This window comes from Janthinobacterium sp. GW823-FHT03B06, assembly GCF_058796955.1.
On sequence record NZ_JBXAJE010000005.1, the window covers coordinates 56,288 to 73,941 of the forward strand.

Annotated in this window: 15 protein-coding genes and 2 tRNA genes; 7 read left to right on the forward strand and 10 right to left on the reverse strand. The window is 63.3% G+C overall.

The window, feature by feature from the left end; all coding sequences use genetic code 11:
• Positions 1-166: 166 nt before the first annotated feature.
• From AC1RBA_RS17610 to AC1RBA_RS17620, 3 genes are all read left to right on the forward strand, one after another.
• Entirely contained in the window at positions 167-1,645 is a 1,479-nt protein-coding gene (locus AC1RBA_RS17610; protein ID WP_492419342.1) for an efflux transporter outer membrane subunit, read from the forward strand.
• 73 nt (positions 1,646-1,718) lie between these two features.
• Complete coding sequence (locus AC1RBA_RS17615) at positions 1,719-2,894, forward strand: efflux RND transporter periplasmic adaptor subunit (protein WP_121668815.1); 1,176 nt, start codon at positions 1,719-1,721, stop codon at positions 2,892-2,894.
• A gap of 9 nt (positions 2,895-2,903) precedes the next feature.
• The gene (locus AC1RBA_RS17620) at positions 2,904-5,963 is read left to right on the forward strand and encodes an efflux RND transporter permease subunit (protein WP_492419344.1); all 3,060 of its coding nucleotides are present in this window, start codon (positions 2,904-2,906) and stop codon (positions 5,961-5,963) included.
• A 124-nt stretch (positions 5,964-6,087) separates the two neighbouring features.
• Here AC1RBA_RS17620 and AC1RBA_RS17625 read toward each other — a convergent pair whose 3' ends face one another.
• The 6 genes from AC1RBA_RS17625 to AC1RBA_RS17650 all read right to left on the reverse strand — a co-directional run bounded on the left by AC1RBA_RS17625 (position 6,088) and on the right by AC1RBA_RS17650 (position 13,427).
• Complete coding sequence (locus AC1RBA_RS17625) at positions 6,088-6,474, reverse strand: hypothetical protein (protein ID WP_492419346.1); 387 nt, start codon at positions 6,472-6,474, stop codon at positions 6,088-6,090.
• Positions 6,475-6,734: 260 nt separating this feature from the next.
• Complete coding sequence (locus AC1RBA_RS17630) at positions 6,735-7,658, reverse strand: SAM hydrolase/SAM-dependent halogenase family protein (RefSeq protein WP_492419348.1); 924 nt, start codon at positions 7,656-7,658, stop codon at positions 6,735-6,737.
• Positions 7,659-7,676: 18 nt separating this feature from the next.
• On the reverse strand, positions 7,677-10,181 hold the full coding sequence (locus AC1RBA_RS17635) for a TonB-dependent receptor plug domain-containing protein (protein ID WP_492419350.1): 2,505 nt from the start codon (positions 10,179-10,181) through the stop codon (positions 7,677-7,679).
• Between the two features lie 104 nt (positions 10,182-10,285).
• Entirely contained in the window at positions 10,286-11,164 is an 879-nt protein-coding gene (locus AC1RBA_RS17640; protein ID WP_492419352.1) for an NAD(P)H-hydrate dehydratase, read from the reverse strand.
• 17 nt (positions 11,165-11,181) lie between these two features.
• Positions 11,182-11,946, reverse strand: a complete 765-nt coding sequence (locus AC1RBA_RS17645; RefSeq protein WP_070224694.1) for a histidine phosphatase family protein — start codon at positions 11,944-11,946, stop codon at positions 11,182-11,184.
• A gap of 80 nt (positions 11,947-12,026) precedes the next feature.
• Complete coding sequence (locus tag AC1RBA_RS17650; protein WP_492419354.1) at positions 12,027-13,427, reverse strand: L-cystine transporter; 1,401 nt, start codon at positions 13,425-13,427, stop codon at positions 12,027-12,029.
• 257 nt (positions 13,428-13,684) lie between these two features.
• Between AC1RBA_RS17650 and AC1RBA_RS17655 the strand changes: the two genes are divergently transcribed.
• Both AC1RBA_RS17655 and AC1RBA_RS17660 read left to right on the forward strand, forming a co-directional pair.
• Positions 13,685-14,062, forward strand: a complete 378-nt coding sequence (locus AC1RBA_RS17655; RefSeq protein WP_492419356.1) for a nuclear transport factor 2 family protein — start codon at positions 13,685-13,687, stop codon at positions 14,060-14,062.
• Between the two features lie 13 nt (positions 14,063-14,075).
• Positions 14,076-14,465, forward strand: coding sequence for a hypothetical protein (locus AC1RBA_RS17660; RefSeq protein WP_492419358.1), 390 nt, complete (start codon positions 14,076-14,078; stop codon positions 14,463-14,465).
• A gap of 3 nt (positions 14,466-14,468) precedes the next feature.
• Here AC1RBA_RS17660 and AC1RBA_RS17665 read toward each other — a convergent pair whose 3' ends face one another.
• Positions 14,469-15,074: an IMPACT family protein gene (locus AC1RBA_RS17665; protein ID WP_070290668.1), complete on the reverse strand. Its 606-nt coding sequence runs from the start codon at positions 15,072-15,074 to the stop codon at positions 14,469-14,471.
• Positions 15,075-15,140: 66 nt separating this feature from the next.
• A complete protein-coding gene (locus AC1RBA_RS17670; RefSeq protein ID WP_492419360.1) occupies positions 15,141-15,398 on the reverse strand; it encodes a hypothetical protein in 258 nt (85 codons plus the stop codon).
• 126 nt (positions 15,399-15,524) lie between these two features.
• Between AC1RBA_RS17670 and AC1RBA_RS17675 the strand changes: the two genes are divergently transcribed.
• Both AC1RBA_RS17675 and AC1RBA_RS17680 read left to right on the forward strand, forming a co-directional pair.
• The gene (locus AC1RBA_RS17675; protein ID WP_492419362.1) at positions 15,525-16,262 is read left to right on the forward strand and encodes an AraC family transcriptional regulator; all 738 of its coding nucleotides are present in this window, start codon (positions 15,525-15,527) and stop codon (positions 16,260-16,262) included.
• A 376-nt stretch (positions 16,263-16,638) separates the two neighbouring features.
• Positions 16,639-17,322 (forward strand): PEP-CTERM sorting domain-containing protein, encoded by a 684-nt coding sequence (locus AC1RBA_RS17680; protein WP_492419364.1) that lies wholly within the window; start codon positions 16,639-16,641, stop codon positions 17,320-17,322.
• Positions 17,323-17,421: 99 nt separating this feature from the next.
• Here AC1RBA_RS17680 and AC1RBA_RS17685 read toward each other — a convergent pair.
• Both AC1RBA_RS17685 and AC1RBA_RS17690 read right to left on the reverse strand, forming a co-directional pair.
• A tRNA-Lys gene (locus AC1RBA_RS17685) sits at positions 17,422-17,497 on the reverse strand.
• Between the two features lie 72 nt (positions 17,498-17,569).
• A tRNA-Lys gene (locus AC1RBA_RS17690) sits at positions 17,570-17,645 on the reverse strand.
• Positions 17,646-17,654: the final 9 nt, after the last annotated feature.

Here is a 17,654-nt window from a genome sequence, read left to right on the forward strand (position 1 = left end):
TGCGCAATCCTTGTGCCAGGTCAAAGAGCCTTCTTCGGAAGGCTCTTTTTACGTCCGGTGCTCTACAATCGTAGGACGGGTGGGCAGGATCGCCAGCCTGGTATCGCGATACTTTTGCGATATTTTTCAACGGCAATGTGGCACGGCAACGTAACGGACCAGCACCATGTTCTTCAGCATCCGGCAGCCCATACTCGGCATCCTCATGGCATGCCTGCTGGCCGCTTGCGCCGTCGGGCCGGACTTCCGGCCTCCCGCCGCCCCCGGCGGCGACCGCTACACGCCGGCACCGTTGCCGGCGCACACCGTGGCCGCCCCTGGTCCCGCCGGCCAGGCGCAGCGCTTCGTGCCGGGCCAGGATATTCCCGCGCAATGGTGGTCGCTGTTCCAGTCGCCGGCGCTGGACCAGCTCGTGCGCGGCGCCCTCGCGCGCAGTCCGGGCCTGGCGTCGGCCCAGGCGGCCCTGCGCCAGGCCGATGAAAACTACCGCACCCTGTCCGGCCGCCTGCTGTATCCCGAAGTGGGCGCCCGGCTGGGCGTCAGCCGCGAAAAAAACAGCAGCCTGGAAGGGGCAGGCGGCGTCCTCAATTTGTACAATGCCTCGGTGAATGTGTCGTATGCGCTGGATGTATTCGGCGGCAACAAGCGCCAGCTGGAGGGCTTGCAAGCGCTGGTCGACTATCGGCAGTATCAGCTCGAAGCCGTGTACCTGGCCCTGACGGCCAACCTGGTGACGGCGGCCATCCGCGAAGCGTCGTTGCGCGCCCAGCTGCAGGCCACCGGAGAAATACTCGACGCGCAGCAAAAGCAGCTGGACCTGATCGAGCAGCAATTGCGCTTCGGCGCCATCGGCCGCGCTACGGTGCTGGTCCAGCGCAACACGGTGGCGCAGACGCGGGCCAGCGTGCCGCCGCTGGAAAAGGCGCTGGCCCTGACGCGCCACCAGCTGTCCGTGTATGCGGGTCGCTTGCCCAGCGAGCCCGGCATGCCTGAATTCGACCTGGCGTCGCTGCACCTGCCGCAGGACTTGCCCGTCTCCCTGCCGTCGGCCCTGGTGCGTCAGCGTCCCGACATCCGCGCCAGCGAAGCGCTGCTGCAGCAAGCCAGCGCGCAGATCGGCGTCGCCACGGCAGCCATGTATCCCCAGTTCACCCTGACGGGCAATGCCGGCGCGCTGGCCACCAGCGTTCCCGCGCTGCTGCACGCCGGTTCTGCCGTGTGGGGCGTGGCGGCCGGGCTGGCCCAGCCTATTTTCAGTGGGGGCGCATTGCGCGCCCAGCGGCGTGCCGCCATCGCCGCCTACGAGGGCGCGGCGGCCGATTACCGCGCCACCGTGCTGGCCGCCTTCCAGAATGTGGCGGACAGCTTGCGCGCCCTCGAGGCCGATGCCGCCGCCTTGCAGCAGCAAGCCGAGGTGGAGGCGCTGGCCAGCGAATCGCTGGCGCTGAGTACGCAGCAATTCAAGCTGGGCGCCATCAGCTACCTGAGCCTGCTGGACGCCCAGCGCACCTACCAGCAGGCCAGGGTGGGGCTGGTGCAGGCGCAGGCGGCCCGCTATGCCGATAGTGCCGCGCTGTTCCAGGCGCTGGGCGGCGGCTGGTGGAACCGTCCTGCGTTGCAGGCCGTTTCCATGGCGGCAGACTGACGGGCTGGCAAGGCAAGGTCTTGCAACACGACACGCGCAATGGCAGCCGCAAGCAACAACAAGGAGCGTATCCATGACGAAACGCACGAAACGCATGCTCATCATGCTGGGGGCGGTGGTGCTGTTGATTGCCCTGCTGGCGCTGGGATTTTTCCTGCACATCCGCCAGCTCATGGCCAGTTCGCCCAAGCCCGCGCCGGAAACGGTGTCGGCGACCGTCATCCGCAAGGTCGAGTGGCAGCCGCACCTGGCATCCGTGGGCACCCTGGTGGCCGTGCGCGGCGTCGACGTGACGAGCGAAATCGCCGGTCTCGTCAGGTCCATCCATTTCAAGTCCGGCCAGGAAGTGAAGGCGGGGCAAGTGCTGCTGCAGCTGAATGCGGACGCCGACCTGGCGCAGCTGCGCGCCCTGGAGGCGGCGGCTGAACTGGCCGCATCCGTGCTGGCGCGCGACCGCCAGCAATTTGCCGTGCAGGCGATCAGCCAGGCGCAGGTCGACAACGACGTGGCCGACCTGAAAAGCCGCAAGGCGCTGGCGGCCCAGCAGGCGGCGCTGGTGGACAAGAAAACCATCCGCGCGCCGTTCGCGGGCAAGCTCGGCATCACCACGGTCAACCCGGGCCAGTATTTGAATCCCGGCGACAAGATCGTCACCTTGCAAACCATCGATCCCATCTATGTGGACTTTTATATTCCGCAAAAGCAGCTGGGCGGGCTGCAGGTGGGACAGGTGCTGAACCTGTCCAGCGATGCGCATGCGAACACGGCGTTTGCGGGCAAGGTCAGCGCCATCAGTTCCAAGGTCGACCCGGCCACGCGCAATGTGCAGGTGGAGGCCACGGTGGCCAATCCCCAGCGGCAGTTGTTGCCGGGCATGTTTGCCAACGTCAAGGTGGAGGTGGGAGAAAAGAAACAGTACCTGACTTTGCCGCAGACGGCGATCACCTACAACCCGTATGGTTCCACCGTCTTCGTCGTGCAGCCGGCGCAGCAGGCGCCCAAGGCCGCCGCGCCGGGCAGCGCCGCTCCCGCCGCCCCACCGCCGAAGGCGGGCGAGCTGGTGGTGCGGCAAGTGTTCGTCACGACGGGCGAAACGCGCGGCGACCAGGTGGCCGTGCTGACCGGGCTCACCGAGGGGCAGCAAGTCGTCACCAGCGGGCAGATCAAGCTCAAGAACGGTAGTCCCGTGGTGATCAGCAACGTCGTCGAGCCGCGCAATAATCCGCAGCCCACGCCGCAAGAACATTGAGGCGCCGCCATGAACTTCACCGATCTCTTTATCCGCCGGCCCGTGCTGGCGATGGTGGTGAGCCTGCTGCTGGTGGTGCTGGGCTTGCGCTCCCTGTTCAGCCTGCCCATCAACCAGTATCCGAAGACGCAGAACGCCGTCGTGACGATCTCGACCACCTATTACGGCGCCGACGCGCAGACGGTGGCCGGTTTCATCACGCAGCCGCTGGAATCGGCCATCGCCCAGGCGCAGGGCATCGATTACCTGTCCTCGTCGAGCAGCAGCGGCGTGTCCACCATCACGGCCACCCTGCGCCTCAATTACGACGCGAACCGGGCTTTGACGGAAATTAACACCCAGGTCAGTTCCGTGAAGAACCAGCTGCCCGCCCAGGCGCAGACGCCCGTGCTGACGGTGCAGATGGGGCAGACGACGGACGCGATGTACCTGGGCTTTTACAGCAAGACCTTGCCGACGAATAATGTGACGGATTACCTGAGCCGCGTGGTCAAGCCCAAGCTCGATTCCATCAGCGGCGTGCAGACGGCGGAACTGCTGGGCGCACGCCTGTTCGCGCTGCGCGCCTGGCTCGATGCGGACAAGATGGCCGCGTTCGGCGTGACGGCGGCCGAGGTCAGCACTGCCCTGGGCAATAACAATTATCTGGCCGCGCTCGGGTCCAGCAAGGGGCAGATGGTGACCGTTCCCCTGACGGCGGGCACGGACCTGCATTCGGTCGAGGAATTCAGGAAGCTCGTCGTCAAGCGCAGCGGCGACTCCATCGTGCGGCTGGAAGACCTGGCCACCGTCGTGCTGGGTTCGGAAAACTATGATTTCAACGTGGCCTTCAGCGGCGTGCGTTCCGTCTTCATCGGCATCAAGGTGGCGCCGGAAGCCAATATCCTCGACGTGGCCAAGCGCGTGCGCGCCAGCTTTCCCGATATCCAGTCCCAGCTGCCGGCCGGGCTGACGGGGGAGATCGTGTACGACTCGACGTTCTTCATCAATACCTCCATCAGGGAGGTCATCAAGACCCTGGTCGAGGCGCTGCTGATCGTCACCATCGTCATCTATCTGTTCCTGGGCAGCCTGCGGGCCGTGATCGTGCCCGTGATTGCCATGCCGCTATCGCTGATCGGCACGTTTACGGCCATGCTGGCGCTCGGCTATTCCATCAACTTGCTGACCTTGCTGGCCATCGTGCTGGCCATCGGCCTGGTGGTCGACGACGCCATCATCGTGGTGGAAAACGTGGACCGCCACATGAAGCAGGGCCAGCCGCCGCTGGAAGCGAGCCTGCTGGCGGCGCGCGAACTGGGCAGTCCGATTCTGGCCATGACGGTGGTGCTCATCGCCGTGTACGTGCCCATCGGTTTCCAGGGGGGCCTGACGGGTGCGCTGTTTACGGAATTCGCCTTCACCCTGGCCGGCGCCGTGGCGGTGTCAGGCATCGTGGCCCTGACCCTGTCGCCCATGATGTGTTCGCGCTTTTTCCGTCCGGAACAGGATAGCGGCCGCTTCGTGCAAGCCATCGACCGCGTCTTCGGCAAGGTGCACGACACGTACCAGCGCCTGCTGCATGCGCTGCTCGACACCTGGGTGGTGCTCATCGTCATGGCGGCGCTATTGATGGTGGTGTTGGGGCTGATGTTCAAGATGTCGCAGTCCGAGCTGGCTCCCGAGGAAGACCAGGGCGTCGTGCTGTCGCAGGTGGTGGGCGACCCGACGGCCACGTCGGACCAGATGCAAGTGTATGCGGAGCAAATCTACCAGGTGGCCAAGGCCATGCCCGAATACAGCCAGATGTTCCAGATCACGGGCGTGCCGACGGTCAACTCGGGTTTTGGCGGCATGCTGATGACGCCGTGGAACGAGCGCACGCGCAGCGCCAAGGAAGTGCAGCAAGACTTGCAGGCGGGCTGGAACAAGATCGCCGGCGCCCGCGTGGCCGCCTTCCAGTTTCCCGCCTTGCCGGGCTCTTCGGGCTTGCCCGTGCAGTTCGTTATCTCTACCACGGAGCCGTTTGAAAATCTCGACACCATTGCGCAGCAGGTGCTGGAGAAGGCGCGTTCATCGGGCAAGTTCTATTTCATCGATACGGACTTGAAAATCGACAAGCCGCAAGCGACCGTCGTGATCGACCGCGATAGTGTCGCCGCGCTCGGCATGACGCAGCAGGATGTGGGGCAGGCGCTGGGCGCTGCTCTGGGCGGCAACTACGTCAATTACTTTTCCATCGCCGGGCGTTCGTATAAAGTGATCCCGCAGGTGCTGCAGGTGGACCGCCTGAACCCGTCGGCAGTACTGGATTTCCACATCAAGACGCCCAGCGGCACGATGATACCGGCCAGTACCGTCGCGCATATCCAGTACGACGTCGTTCCCGAGTCGATCAACCGCTTCCAGCAACTCAATTCCGTGACGCTTGCCGGCGTGTCCGGCGCCTCGCAGGGCGAGGTGCTGGGCTTCATGCGCGACACGCTGGCCCAGGTGGCGCCCAGCGGCTACACGGCTGATTATGCGGGGCAGTCGCGCCAGTTCGTGCAGGAATCGGGCGGTTTTGTCGTCACCATGCTGTTTGCCGTGGTGATCGTCTTCCTGGCGCTGGCGGCGCAGTTCGAGAGTTTCCGCGACCCCGTCGTGATCCTCGTTTCCGTGCCGCTGGCCCTGTTTGGCGCCACCATGTTCATCTTCCTCGGCTTTGCATCGATCAACATCTACACGGAGGTGGGCCTGGTGACCCTGATGGGCCTGATCAGCAAGCATGGCATCCTGATCGTGGAAGTGGCCAATCAGCTGCAAAAGACAGGCAAGAGCAAGCGCCAGGCCGTCGAGGAGGCGGCCGCCGTGCGCCTGCGCCCCATCCTGATGACGACGGCGGCCATGGTGTTTGGCGTGCTGCCCCTGGTGATCGCTTCGGGCGCTGGCGCGGCCGGGCGCCACGCGATGGGGCTGGTGATTTTCACGGGCCTGTCCATTGGCACCTTGTTTACCCTGTTCGTGGTGCCCGCCATGTATCTGTTCCTGGCGGCGGACCACCAGGCGCTGAGCGCTCGGGCGGCTGGCAAGGCGGTTCCGGCCCACTGACGCGCGGTGGCTGCGAGATATTGCGCTCTGCAATAAAAAGAGCCTTCATCGGAAGGCTCTTTGTTGCGTATTCTGCTACGGGCTTGCAGCCCGGCCGGCCGTCGGGGCGGAGCGCAGGCGGTATTTAGCTGCCGCGTGGTGGGGTGGTGCCGGTCCCTGTGCCCGTCCCGCCCCCTGTGCCAGTTCCGGTCCCTGTACCCGTCCCGTTACCGGTGCCCGTGCCGGTACCCGGCGTCGTGTTGGGCGGAGTGGTCGGCGGCGTGGTCGTGCCGTCGGGATTGGTGGTCGTACCCGGTGCAACGGATGGGGTGGCGGGCGTGGTGGTGTCCGGCGTGGTGGTGCCGCTGGTGCCCGAGGTGCCGCTGCCGCCCGTGCCGGGCGTGGTGGCGGGCGTAGCTGGCGTGGCCGGGGCGGTCGTGGTTTCGTTATGCTTGTTGCAGCCGCCCAGCAGCGCGCAGACGATGGCGGTGCCGAGGACAAGCTTGCTGGTGCTAGGGAGTGGGGCCGTCATGATTGTTCCTTTCTCGTTGGAAAGCTGTCGTGGGTAGTCATACCTTGCCAACTGCCTGCCACGGTGCGGGCAGGCCGTCGTAGCAAGGCTGGCATCGCTTGCAAAAAATTAGAGTGGGCAGGTGCGCGCAGGTTCACCGGATTTACAAATCAACGGCTATCGGCAGCAGGATCGGCGATCCGTTTTGATATGGCGCAAACGCGCCACGTGAATGGGCAAGAAAGGGCCAGGACAGGACGTCCCGGCCGCGGGCGAGGGCTTTATTTGACGGCAGGGGCCTTGCTCACTTCCACTTCCCAATCCACGCCTGACGCGACGTGGTGTTTGGCGGCGAAGTCGCCCTGGCTGATGGCCACGGCCACGTCGAGCAGGCTGTTCAGGTAAACCAGCGGCTTGCCTTTGGCGACGCCGCCAAACGTGTGCTCGAACGGCGCGATTACCTTGGCCACTTGCTTGCCCTTGTGCAGGATGCGTACTTGCAGCGGATCGTGCAGTTTCACCTGCAATTCGTCGAGCAGCGATTTCGGGATATTCGTCCAGACATTGCCATATTTCACATCGAGCACGGGCACGATACCGCGGATGGTATTGCCGTCGCGCACGGGTTTTTGATACGCGATCTTGACCACGGATGCGCTGGGCAATGACGGGCCCACCTGTTCGTAGGTGATGGCGCCCGAGGCCAGGCGCGCGCCCACGTACGCGTACACGTCGCGGCCATGGAAAGTGTAGGACTCGGCGGAGCCCGCCAGGCGGTTGACCTTTTCATCGATTTCACGCAGTTCGGCCACGCCGTCGCGCTCGGCGATCAGGGTGAACAGGCCGTTGTCCGGACCCACGAAGTAGCGTCCGCTCTTGGTTTTCAGCACCACCGACTTGCGCGCCGTGCCCACGCCCGGGTCGATGACGGAAACAAACACCGTGCCTTGCGGCCAGTAATTGGCCGTCTGGTACAAACGGTAGGCGCCCAGCCAGATGTCGTAGTCGGGAATCTGGTGGGTCAGGTCCGAAATGGTGAGCTGGGGATCGACGCCATAGGCGACACCATGCATGGCGGACACGGCGCCGTCGGCCGTGCCGAAGTCCGTCATCAGCACCAGCGGCGCGGCAGCCTGGGCACTGGACAACAGGAGGGCGCTCAGGCAGGCACCGGCGACGAGATGGGAGATTCGTTTGATGATCATGATTTATCCTTGTCCGTGTCAGAACGTGTAGCTTAATTTAGCGTAAAAGTAGGCGCCATTGACGCCGATGGGGTTGATGAAATTGTAGGGCAGGGCGCCGCCATACGTGGCGTTGTTCGTTTCCCGCACGCGCTGCGGATAGCGGTCGAGGATGTTGTTGCCGCCCACGCTCACCGTCAGTTGCTTGCTCAGTTTCAATTGCCCTTCCAGGTCCAGCGACCACACGGCGCCGAAGCGCTGCGCGGGAATGCCGTCGATCAGGGGCGCATCGCTGTCGTAGGAAAAATCTTTCAGTTCGCCAAAGCGCGTGACGCGCGCCTGTACGCCCCAGCCTGCCGCCTGCCAGTCGGCACCGAGGATCACTTTGCTGGTGGGCGACGCATGTTTGATACGGAACAAACTCGTCTCCGTCAGCAGGGTCAGACTCGGATCGATGCTGCTCAATGCAGCGGAACTTTGGCGCACCTTGTCGAGACTGGTCTTGTTCAGATTCAGCGCCGCGTTCAGGTTCAGCTTGCCTGACGTGAAGGCCAGATCGTGGTTCAGCACCACGTCCAGTCCTTTGGTACGCGTGTCGAGCAAGTTGGCCAGGTAGGCCACGGACTGGATATCGCCGCGGCCATTCGCGGCTAGGTAGGCCGTGACGGCGTCGCTTTGCAAGTCGCTCGAACGCGTGATGCGGTCGCGGATGCGGATCACGTAGGCGTCCACCGTCACGCTGGTGGCGGCCGCCGGTTTCCAGGCCATGCCCAGCGAGACGTTGGTCGATTTTTCCGGTTTCAGCTGTTGTGCACCGAAGTTGCGCGCCAGCGGGTCGCTGGCCGGCAGCAGGGCCGCCGTTTGCAGGGCCGTGCCATCGGCGTTGAAGTTCAAGGTGGCGAAGCGGAAACCCGTTTGCACAAGGGCCGGTGCGCGGAAGCTGTTCGACAGCGAGCCGCGCACAAGAAAATTGTCCGTGACTTTATAGCGCGTGGACAACTTGCCCGTGCTGGCGCTGCCGAAGTCGCTGTAGTCGGAATAGCGGGCGGCGGCGCCCACCAGCAGGCGCGGCGTGAGGTCGCTTTCCACGTCCGCATACACGGAGCGGATTTGCCGGCTGCCGTCGTAGGCGTCCGATGGACGCAGGCCCGGTCCCGCCTGCGCGCCCGGTGGCGCATCGGTGAAGCTGCCGGCCGCATACGAGGCAGCATCGCCGGCCGAGCTGGTGTAGGTTTCGCGCATCCACTCGGCGCCCACGGCCACGCTGAGCGGAGCGGGCAAGCCGATGTCGATGCTGCGCGTGGCATCGATATTCAAGGCATTCTGGCGGAAGTCGAAACCGGCCAGATTGAAACGCGTGGGGCTGGCCGCGCCCAGCGAAGCGTTGACGGAGTGGCTTACGCCGTAGTCAAAGCGGTCGCTGCCGTGGCGCGCGCTGGCGTCCCAGTTCCACGCGCCCGCGCTGCCGCGCACGCCGGCAACGATGCTGAGGTCGCGCTTGTCGCCGTTGGTGACGGGGCGGTAGCCGTTCGGATACAGGGCCGGTACATTCGACGGGTCGCCCGGATAGCGGAAGTAGGCGCTGCCGTCGGACTTGCGCTCGTTGAGCGTGGCAAACGAGTACAGGTCCAGGCCGTTGGCCAGGGTGAGCTGGGTGTTGTAGAACAGGTAGTTGTTGCGCTGGCGCGAGTCGCCCGACTTGAACACCACCTTGCCGTCGAGCGCCTGGTCGGCCGGCGTGAAGTTGTAGGACGTCCAGCCGGCGTCGCTGGGGCCGGCCCGTTCCGTGGGCGAGCGGCGCCGGGTTTCCGCGCCGAAGCGGAAGAATCCCGCCTCGCCCAGCGGCACGCCGTACTCGGCGTTGACGATGACGGTCTGGCCATCCGTCAGGGTTTGATCGGTGGGCTCGAAATGCGTGTGGTTGGCGCCGTAGCTGACGGAGGCGGCGCCGCCCGTGCGCGCCTTTTTCAGCACGATGTTGATGACGCCCGCCACGGCGTCGCTGCCGTACTGGGCGCCCGCGCCGTCGCGCAGGATTTCGATGTGGTCGATGGCGTTCGGCGGAATCGCGTTGATGTCGACCGGCACGGTGCCGGCAAAGCTGCTTTCCGTGTCGAGCACGGCGCTCGTGTGGCGGCGCTTGCCGTTGATCAGCACCAGCACCTGGTCGGGCGCCAGCCCCCGCAACTGGATGCCGCGCACGGAGTCCGACGCGCCGCTCGATTCGATGCGTGGGAAGTTGATCGAGGGCGACAGGTTTTGCAGGGCCGCGCCCACGTCGCCCGTCGACAGCGCATTGCTCACTTCGCGCGCGCCGAAGCGGTCGATGGGCACGCTGCTGTCGAACACGGTGCGGTTGCGCGCGCGCGAACCGACGACGGTGACCTGGTCGATGCTGGCGCTCGCTGGCGTGGCGGCGCCGGTGGCGGTGTCGTCAGTCTGGGCCCACGCGGGCACGGCGCCCAGCATGGCACAGGCCAGTACGATGGTACGCAGCGGCGTGGCGGGAATGGATGGGGAGGCGTATGAATGGCGCGGATGCAAGGCGGTGTCCTTTAAACTTAGTCATCTGGAAACAGTTGAATGAGCTTAAGGGAGACCGTTGCCCAGGCTAACGATTCTTTCTGGATATGCTTATGCTGTTGTTTTTATGCCGCCAGATTGCGCAGCAGGGCGGGAATCTCGGCCGGGATTTCGCGCGCCAGGTAGCCGAGGATGCCGAAGCGCAAGGCCAGCTGTTCGCCCGCCAGCGCATGCAGGGCGATGCCCCAGGCGCACGCTTGCTCCAACGGTGCGCCGCGCGCGGCCAGGCCCGTGATGATGCCGGCCAGGGTGTCGCCGGAACCGGAAATGGCCAGGCCGATATTGCCGCCCGCATGCGTCCAGGTGCTGCCATCGGGCATGGCGATGACGGTCAGCGCACCTTTCAGAGCGACGATGGCGTGCCAGCGCCGCGCCGCGTCCACGGCGCAGGCATGCGGGTCGGCCAGCACGGCGTCTTTCGACAGGCCCATCAGCTGGGCCAGCTCGCCCGCGTGCGGCGTCAGCAGCACGGGCTGCTCAAAATGGAACTGCGGCGGCTGGCGCACGACCTGCATGGCGCAGGCGTCGAGGATCAGGCGGCTGCCGGCAAACAGGGGCAGCAGGTGGCGCATCAGCTCGCAACTGGCGGCTGTGTCGCACATGCCTGGCCCGACGAGCACGGCATCGACCTTGCCGGCCAGCGGCGCCAGCTGGTGGCGCGCCTCGTGGCGGAAGCCGCCCTGCGCCGTTTCGTCCAGGCCGATGACCCGCGCCTCGGGCATGGCGACGGCCACTTGCGCCGCCACCGACGCGCCCGTCGCCAGGGTCAGCTTGCCCGCGCCGGCGCGCAGGGCGGCCGTGGCCGCCAGCACAATGGCGCCCGGCATTTCCTCGGAGCCGGCGACGATCAGCAGATGGCCGCGCACTTCCTTGTCGCCGTCGGGCTGGGGCATGGGCAGGGGCCAGGAGCGCAGCAGGGAAGGGGTGATGGCGGTGGCGTCCATGGATGAGCTCCGAAGGATCAGGATTTCGGCGCAGCCGGCATGTCGGGCTGTGCCGTGACGGGTGTGCCGGCCGCTTCCAGCGGCGCGACGAAGTTGCACAGGTCGAGCTGCAGCTTGCCGTGTCTGCCCAGGGCGGGATTGAAGGCATACGAGGTGACGCCGCAATTGGGCACGTCGGCCGCCTTGTCGATGGCCAGGATGGCGTGCTCGTCGCAGCGCTCGAGCAGGTAGCGGAAGCAATTGACGATGACCTGGTGGCCGACGATCAGCACCCGTTCGCCCCGGTATTCGCGGGTGATGGTGTCGAGCACGCTGCGCAGGCGCAGGATGACGTCGCACCAGCTTTCGCCGCCCGGCGGGCGGAAATAAAACTTGCCGACGTGCTGGCGCTGTTCGTGCAATTCCGGGTACTTGCTGGCGATGCCGTGCACGGTCAGGCGGTCGAGGATGCCGAATTCCTTTTCGCGCAGGCGCTCGTCGGCCACCACGGCGCCCAAGCTGTCGGCATCGATGCGCGCCAGCACGGCTTGCGCCGTCTGCTGGGCCCGCACGTAGGGCGAATACAGCACGACGGTCGGTTGTTGTTCAGGGGGGAGGGTGGCGAACCAGTCGCCGAGGGCTTGCGCCTGGCGCGCGCCAAGCTCGGAGAGGGGGACGTCGACATCGCGCTCGGCGATGGCGATTAATAACTGTTTTTCCGCTTCGGCGGCATCGCGCGCCACGTTGCCGGCACTTTGGCCGTGACGCACGATCCAGATTTGCTGCGGCCATTTCTGTTCCATCGCCTTGCGCCTTCCTCCGTATTGATTGCGATCCAATATAGACGAAAGCGGCAAGGCGCGGCGCGCAACTCGATGGGCTTTTAGGCGGCGTGTTCCGCCTCGTCCAAGTCAGGCGCGTCGTCGCTGTTGTAGACGGCCAGGTCGGTCTCGCCCATGACCCTGCTGGTGACGGTGCCGGCCGTGATCGAGCCGCTCACGTTCAGGGCCGTGCGGCCCATGTCGATCAGCGGTTCGACGGAGATCAGCAAGCCGGCCAGCGCGACGGGCAAGTCCATCGCCGACAGCACGATCAGGGCGGCAAACGTGGCGCCGCCGCCCACGCCGGCCACGCCGACGGAACCGATGGTGATGATGGCCAGCAAGGGCAGCAGGAAGCTGATGGTGAACGGATCGACGCCGACGGTGGGGGCGATCATGACGGCGAGCATGGCCGGATAGATGCCGGCGCAGCCATTCTGGCCGATGGTCGAGCCGAACGAGGCGGCGAAGTTGGCGATGCCTTCCGGCGTGCCCAGACGCTGGGTTTGTGTCTGTACGCTCATCGGGATGGAACCGGCGCTGGTGCGCGAGGTAAAGGCGAAGGCCAGCACGGGGAAGACTTTTTTCACGAAGCGCAGCGGGTTCAAGCCCACACCGGCGATGATGGCCAGATGCACGAGGAACATCAATATCAGCGCGCTGTACGAGGCGACGACGAAGTTGATCAATTTCAAGATGTCCGTGTAGCTCGACGACGCCACCACTTCAAACATCAGCGCGAACACGCCGTACGGCGTCAGGCGCAGCACCAGGGTGACCATGCGCATGACGATGGCGTGCGCCACTTTCATGAAGTGCTCGAAGGACGCGAAAATTTCCGGCTTTTTCGCCGCGATGCCTGTGGCCGAGATGCCGATGAAGATCGAGAACACGACCACGGCGATGGTCGACGTCTTGCGCGCGCCCGTCATGTCGAGGAAGGGGTTGGTCGGCACGAAGCTGACCAGCAGTTTCGGCAGCGACAGGGCTTTCGCCGTTTCCAGCGAGCCTTGCAGCTGCATGCCGCGCGCCACTTCGGCCGCGCTCGAGGTCAGGCCGACTGCCGTCAGGCCGAACAGCTTGGCCATCAAAATGCCCAGCGCGGCAGCGATCGTGGTGGTAATGAGCAGGGTGCCGATGGTCAGCGCGCTGATCTTGCCCAGGGAACTCGCATCCTTGAGCTTTAAAATGGCGGAGATGATGGAGACCATGATCAGCGGCATGATGATCATCTGCAGCAGTTTGACGTAGCCGCTGCCCACGATGTCGATGTATTCATTGGTGCCCGCGATGACGGGCGAACCGGCGCCGTACAGCCACTGCACGGCCGCGCCCAGCAGCACGCCCAGGCCCAGGCCCGTGAAGACGCGCACGGTGAACGTCGCGTGTTTGCGTTGCTGGTGGAACATGAAGGCGAAGACGATCAGCGCAACGAGCAGGTTCAGAATGATGTTAATTGCCATGAAGGGGCCTTATCTTGGTTTTATTCGAGACTGCGGAGAGCACTTTACTACAAGTCATTGCTGCCCCAGCCTGGGGCGAAAGGGCAAGCACTGTACAGTACTATGGGGGTGTTTTACGCGATACTGCTGCGAATATTACGCTATATAAATATGCTCCACAGGCATAAGCCTTCAGGATGATTGTGAAATTGGCTATTTCGTGCCAGCATGGTTTTCCCGTTTGTTAATATGCGCGCGTGATTTTAATAAGGAAAAAAATGAATGCTTTAACGGAAGTACAAGTGCTGGATGCGGAAGAGCGCTTGCGCCTTGCCATGATGGCGTCCGACGTGGCCGCGCTGAATGTCTTGCTGGCCGACGAGTTACTGTTTACCAATCACCTGGGTCATCTGCTGAGCAAGCATGCGGACCTGGCCGCGCACGAGCAGCGCCTGCTGGCCATCACAGACTTGCGCGCGTCCGAGCGCCATGTGCGCATCAACGGCAACGTGGCCGTGGTCTCCGTGCGCATGCAGCTGACGGGCAAGTATCACGACGTGGAAACGCATGGCGACTTCCGTTTTACGCGCGTGTGGGCGCAGGATGCGGCCGGCACGCTGCAAGTGATCGCCGCCCATTCGGGCGTCGTGGCTTGAGGAGCACGGTTTAGTGGATCATCGTTCCAAAGGGCAGCTGTTTGAAGCTGTCATCGCCGCCGGCCCGGCCACCCTGGCCGTCACGGCCGGCTATCCTCTGCTGCTGTACAACCTGGTGCGTACCTGGACCGACGCCCCCGGCGCCAATGCGCTGGCCGCGCTGCTGCTGACGGGCGGCCTGTGGGCCTTGCTGGAATTCTGGCGCATCGCGCTGGCGACAGTGGCGCGCAAGGCCTATGCATTCAACTGGCGCTTCTGGCTGGCCATCGCCGGCTTCCTTCCCTGCTTCGTGCGTTTCGTGCCGGACATGCCGGCCGGACTGATGCTGTTGTTGCTGGTGCTGCCGGCGCTGGCGTGGACGCATTTCATCTTGCTGCAGATCAAGCGGCCGGGCGACCTGTAGGGTTTATTCTTCCTCTTCGGCTTCTGCCTTCAGCCAGGCTATCCGCCCATTGCCCGCCTCATGCAGATGGGCGAGCAGGGCGGTGGCCGCCGTTTCAGGCAGGCTGAAGTCGAACAGCACGTCTTCCCCATGCGCCACGTTCAACAGGGTGGCGCCGGCGCCATCGAGTTCGCGGCGCAGCATGCCTTCCATCGCATACGGTACCGTGCAGCGCAGGGTGCGCTGGCGCACGATGGCCGTCTTTTCCGCCTGCAATAACGCTTGCGCCACGCTGTCCGTGTAGGCGCGCACGAGGCCGCCCGCACCGAGCTTGATGCCGCCAAAATAGCGCACGACAGTCGCCAGCACGCCTTCGAGGTCCTGGTGGCGCAGCACGTCGAGCATGGGCCGCCCGGCCGTGCCGCTCGGTTCGCCATCGTCGACGGCCGCCGATTGCCCGCCCGCCAGCAGCGCCCAGCACACATGGCAGGCGCCCGGATGCTGCGCCTTCAAGTCATTGACCACCTGCTGCGCGCTGGCGCGGTCGGTCATCGGCTGCACGCAACCGATGAAACGGCTTTTCTTGATGATCAGTTCGCTGTGGACGGGGGCGGCAATGGTAAACGGCATGGCGGGTGCGAAGGCGGGCAAAGCAGCATGATAGAGGAAATGCGCGCCGGGGACGAGTCAGCCCGCTCACGCGGCCGCGACGGCCACCAGTTCGCGCAGCGCCGCATCGCGCACCTGCAGGATGTCGAACAGTCCCAGCGCATGCAGGGCGGGCAAGGCGTCCACAATGTCGCGCTCGGCGATGGCCTTGTCGTCGCTGCTGCTGCCGTCGTCCAGCCACAGCCGGGCATTGGCGAGAAAAGCGCCCACCGTGCCCTTGCGCACGGTGACGCCATTGAACTGGCCCTGGTTTTGTTGATCCGGTAAGACGTCTTCTGCACGCATGGTGAACTCCTGAAGGTTGGAAAGACTTCACTGTATGATGGCCGGATTGTCTTGCCTGCCTTGTTTATGTCATTCGATACGTCAAATCCGCCAATTTCTCCGGCATCGCCGCTGTTGCTGCGCGCCATGCGCATTGTCCAGCCGCAGGAAAGGGTGACGGCGGCGCACCGCCATGCCAGCGGCCAGCTGTTCGGCGCCATGCGGGGCTTGCTCTCCGTTACGGCCGACAGCGGACATTGGGTGGTGCCGGCCAGCCACTGCGTGTGGGTGCCGCCCCATCACGTCCACGCGCTGCGTTCGCACGGCCCGTTTGCGGGCTGGAGCGTATATGTGGACGAGGCCAGCTGCGCCGGCTTGCCCGCCGCGCCGTGCGTGATGCGCGTCTCGGGCTTGCTGCGCGAGGCGGTGGGCCGCGCCGGCACCTGGGACGAGGGCGCACTGGACGCGCGGCAAGCCCGGGTGGCGGGCGTGATCCTCGACGAGATCGCCGCCGCGCCGCACGAATCCTTCGGCTTGCCCCTGCCCACGGACCCGCGCCTGCTGCGCGTGGCGCGCGCCGTGCTTGACGAACTGGCCGACGAGCGTGGCGTGGAAGCACTGGCCGCCTGGGCCGGCGTCTCGCCGCGCACCCTGGCGCGCCGATTCACGATCGAGACGGGCTTTACGCCCTCCGCCTGGCGCCAGCGCGCCCGCATCCTGCGCGCGCTGGAACGATTGGCCGCCGGCCAGCCCGTCACGACGATTGCGCTGGACCTGGGCTACGACACGGTGAGCGCCTTTATTGCCATGTTCAAGCGGGTGATGGGCGTGACGCCGGGGAGGTATGGGGATGGCAATGAATCGGGAAATATCGGTATTGGATAAAGCGCAACTGGCTGTTGATAGAGGCGGCCAAGGCTGAAGTTGTGTGCGAATGCCGGACTTGACTCTATCCATCGTCCTTCCTGATTTTGTGCTCTTCTGATGTTTGCGCTTGACGGCCTGTCTTTTGATCGTTTGAGAGAGGGTAAGTCTCAATCCAGGTTTGGTTTTTATTTGGTTAATTCATATTTTTTGGAAAATTATCGTATTTAATTGAGCTCAGTGAAGTATTTTCCTGTGGCGATAGGATAGTGATTGTGTGGAAGCTATTAAATGAGGTTGTATTTTTAAAAATTGGTAGTATTGAAATCATAATTGATAGTGTGTTTTGTTTCAGTTAGCATATATTTATTAATGTAAATATAAGGAAGTGTGAAATATGAATTTTTTGAGAGTTGCTGCGATTTTTCTGGGACTGACATGCGCTTCTGTCAATGCTCAAACAATTGTCACATATGATATAAAAAACGGGCGTGCACAGGATGCAGGGCACTGGAATAATAATTACGACGGAACGATAACGCGAGGTCATCCCACATGGGATTGGATTTATGATTACAGTGGCGGCAAAGGATCGTTGAATGATGGAATCGTCCCAAACGGCGTTGAGAGTACCCAGTTTATTTATGGTTATGAAGATCCGATAATTACTTTGCACTTGTCAGGGGCAAGTATTATTGATGAGATGAATTTCTATAGTATGTTGTATGGGGGGAATGCCTCTGCCGGAAATTTGTCGGGTGCGAAAATCAGTTTTGGCGAGAAGTCGCTATACATGAATGCGACTAACTGGGGGCCGAAATGCAGCAATCACCTGTGTAATAATGGATTCAATTTTGCTGGAACGGTTCTGGAAGGAATTGCCACGGATGTGATAACAATTAGTGGCTTTAAACATATAGATAATAGTATCCCACTGTATTCCATTGGTGAGATTGTCTTGAATGGATCGTTGGTATCGCCCGTTCCTGAGCCAAGTACCTATGGAATGTTGCTTGTCGGAATTGTTGCGATTGGGTTGCAGGCAAGAAGGCGACGCGGCGCCAAGTCTGATATGGCTTGAGATGCCAGGGGGGGGCATGTAGGACTGTCGTGTGCTAGCGCAGATGCGGCGGAAACGAAAAAGCCCACGAACTGGGTTCGTGGGCTTCTTTGAAGTATTTGGTAGGCCGTGCGGGATTCGAACCTGCGACCAACGGATTAAAAGTCCGCTGCTCTACCAGCTGAGCTAACGACCCAAAAACTTTTACAACTGCACTGCGGTAACGCTGTGCCGTATCAGCATGCTTGCCATGATGACGGCTGAATCTTGGTAGGCCGTGCGGGATTCGAACCTGCGACCAACGGATTAAAAGTCCGCTGCTCTACCAGCTGAGCTAACGACCCAAGGGCGGC

What these genes read in the sequence shown, in the direction of transcription:
- AC1RBA_RS17610 (WP_492419342.1), top strand. Translation starts at nt 167, where the DNA reads ATGTTCTTCAGCATCCGGCAGCCCATACTCGGCATCCTCATGGCATGC.
- AC1RBA_RS17615 (WP_121668815.1), top strand. Translation starts at nt 1,719, where the DNA reads ATGACGAAACGCACGAAACGCATGCTCATCATGCTGGGGGCGGTGGTG.
- AC1RBA_RS17620 (WP_492419344.1), top strand. Translation starts at nt 2,904, where the DNA reads ATGAACTTCACCGATCTCTTTATCCGCCGGCCCGTGCTGGCGATGGTG.
- AC1RBA_RS17625 (WP_492419346.1), bottom strand. Translation starts at nt 6,474, where the DNA reads ATGACGGCCCCACTCCCTAGCACCAGCAAGCTTGTCCTCGGCACCGCC.
- AC1RBA_RS17630 (WP_492419348.1), bottom strand. Translation starts at nt 7,658, where the DNA reads ATGATCATCAAACGAATCTCCCATCTCGTCGCCGGTGCCTGCCTGAGC.
- AC1RBA_RS17640 (WP_492419352.1), bottom strand. Translation starts at nt 11,164, where the DNA reads ATGGACGCCACCGCCATCACCCCTTCCCTGCTGCGCTCCTGGCCCCTG.
- AC1RBA_RS17645 (WP_070224694.1), bottom strand. Translation starts at nt 11,946, where the DNA reads ATGGAACAGAAATGGCCGCAGCAAATCTGGATCGTGCGTCACGGCCAA.
- AC1RBA_RS17650 (WP_492419354.1), bottom strand. Translation starts at nt 13,427, where the DNA reads ATGGCAATTAACATCATTCTGAACCTGCTCGTTGCGCTGATCGTCTTC.
- AC1RBA_RS17655 (WP_492419356.1), top strand. Translation starts at nt 13,685, where the DNA reads ATGAATGCTTTAACGGAAGTACAAGTGCTGGATGCGGAAGAGCGCTTG.
- AC1RBA_RS17665 (WP_070290668.1), bottom strand. Translation starts at nt 15,074, where the DNA reads ATGCCGTTTACCATTGCCGCCCCCGTCCACAGCGAACTGATCATCAAG.
- AC1RBA_RS17670 (WP_492419360.1), bottom strand. Translation starts at nt 15,398, where the DNA reads ATGCGTGCAGAAGACGTCTTACCGGATCAACAAAACCAGGGCCAGTTC.
- AC1RBA_RS17675 (WP_492419362.1), top strand. Translation starts at nt 15,525, where the DNA reads ATGCGCATTGTCCAGCCGCAGGAAAGGGTGACGGCGGCGCACCGCCAT.
- AC1RBA_RS17680 (WP_492419364.1), top strand. Translation starts at nt 16,639, where the DNA reads ATGAATTTTTTGAGAGTTGCTGCGATTTTTCTGGGACTGACATGCGCT.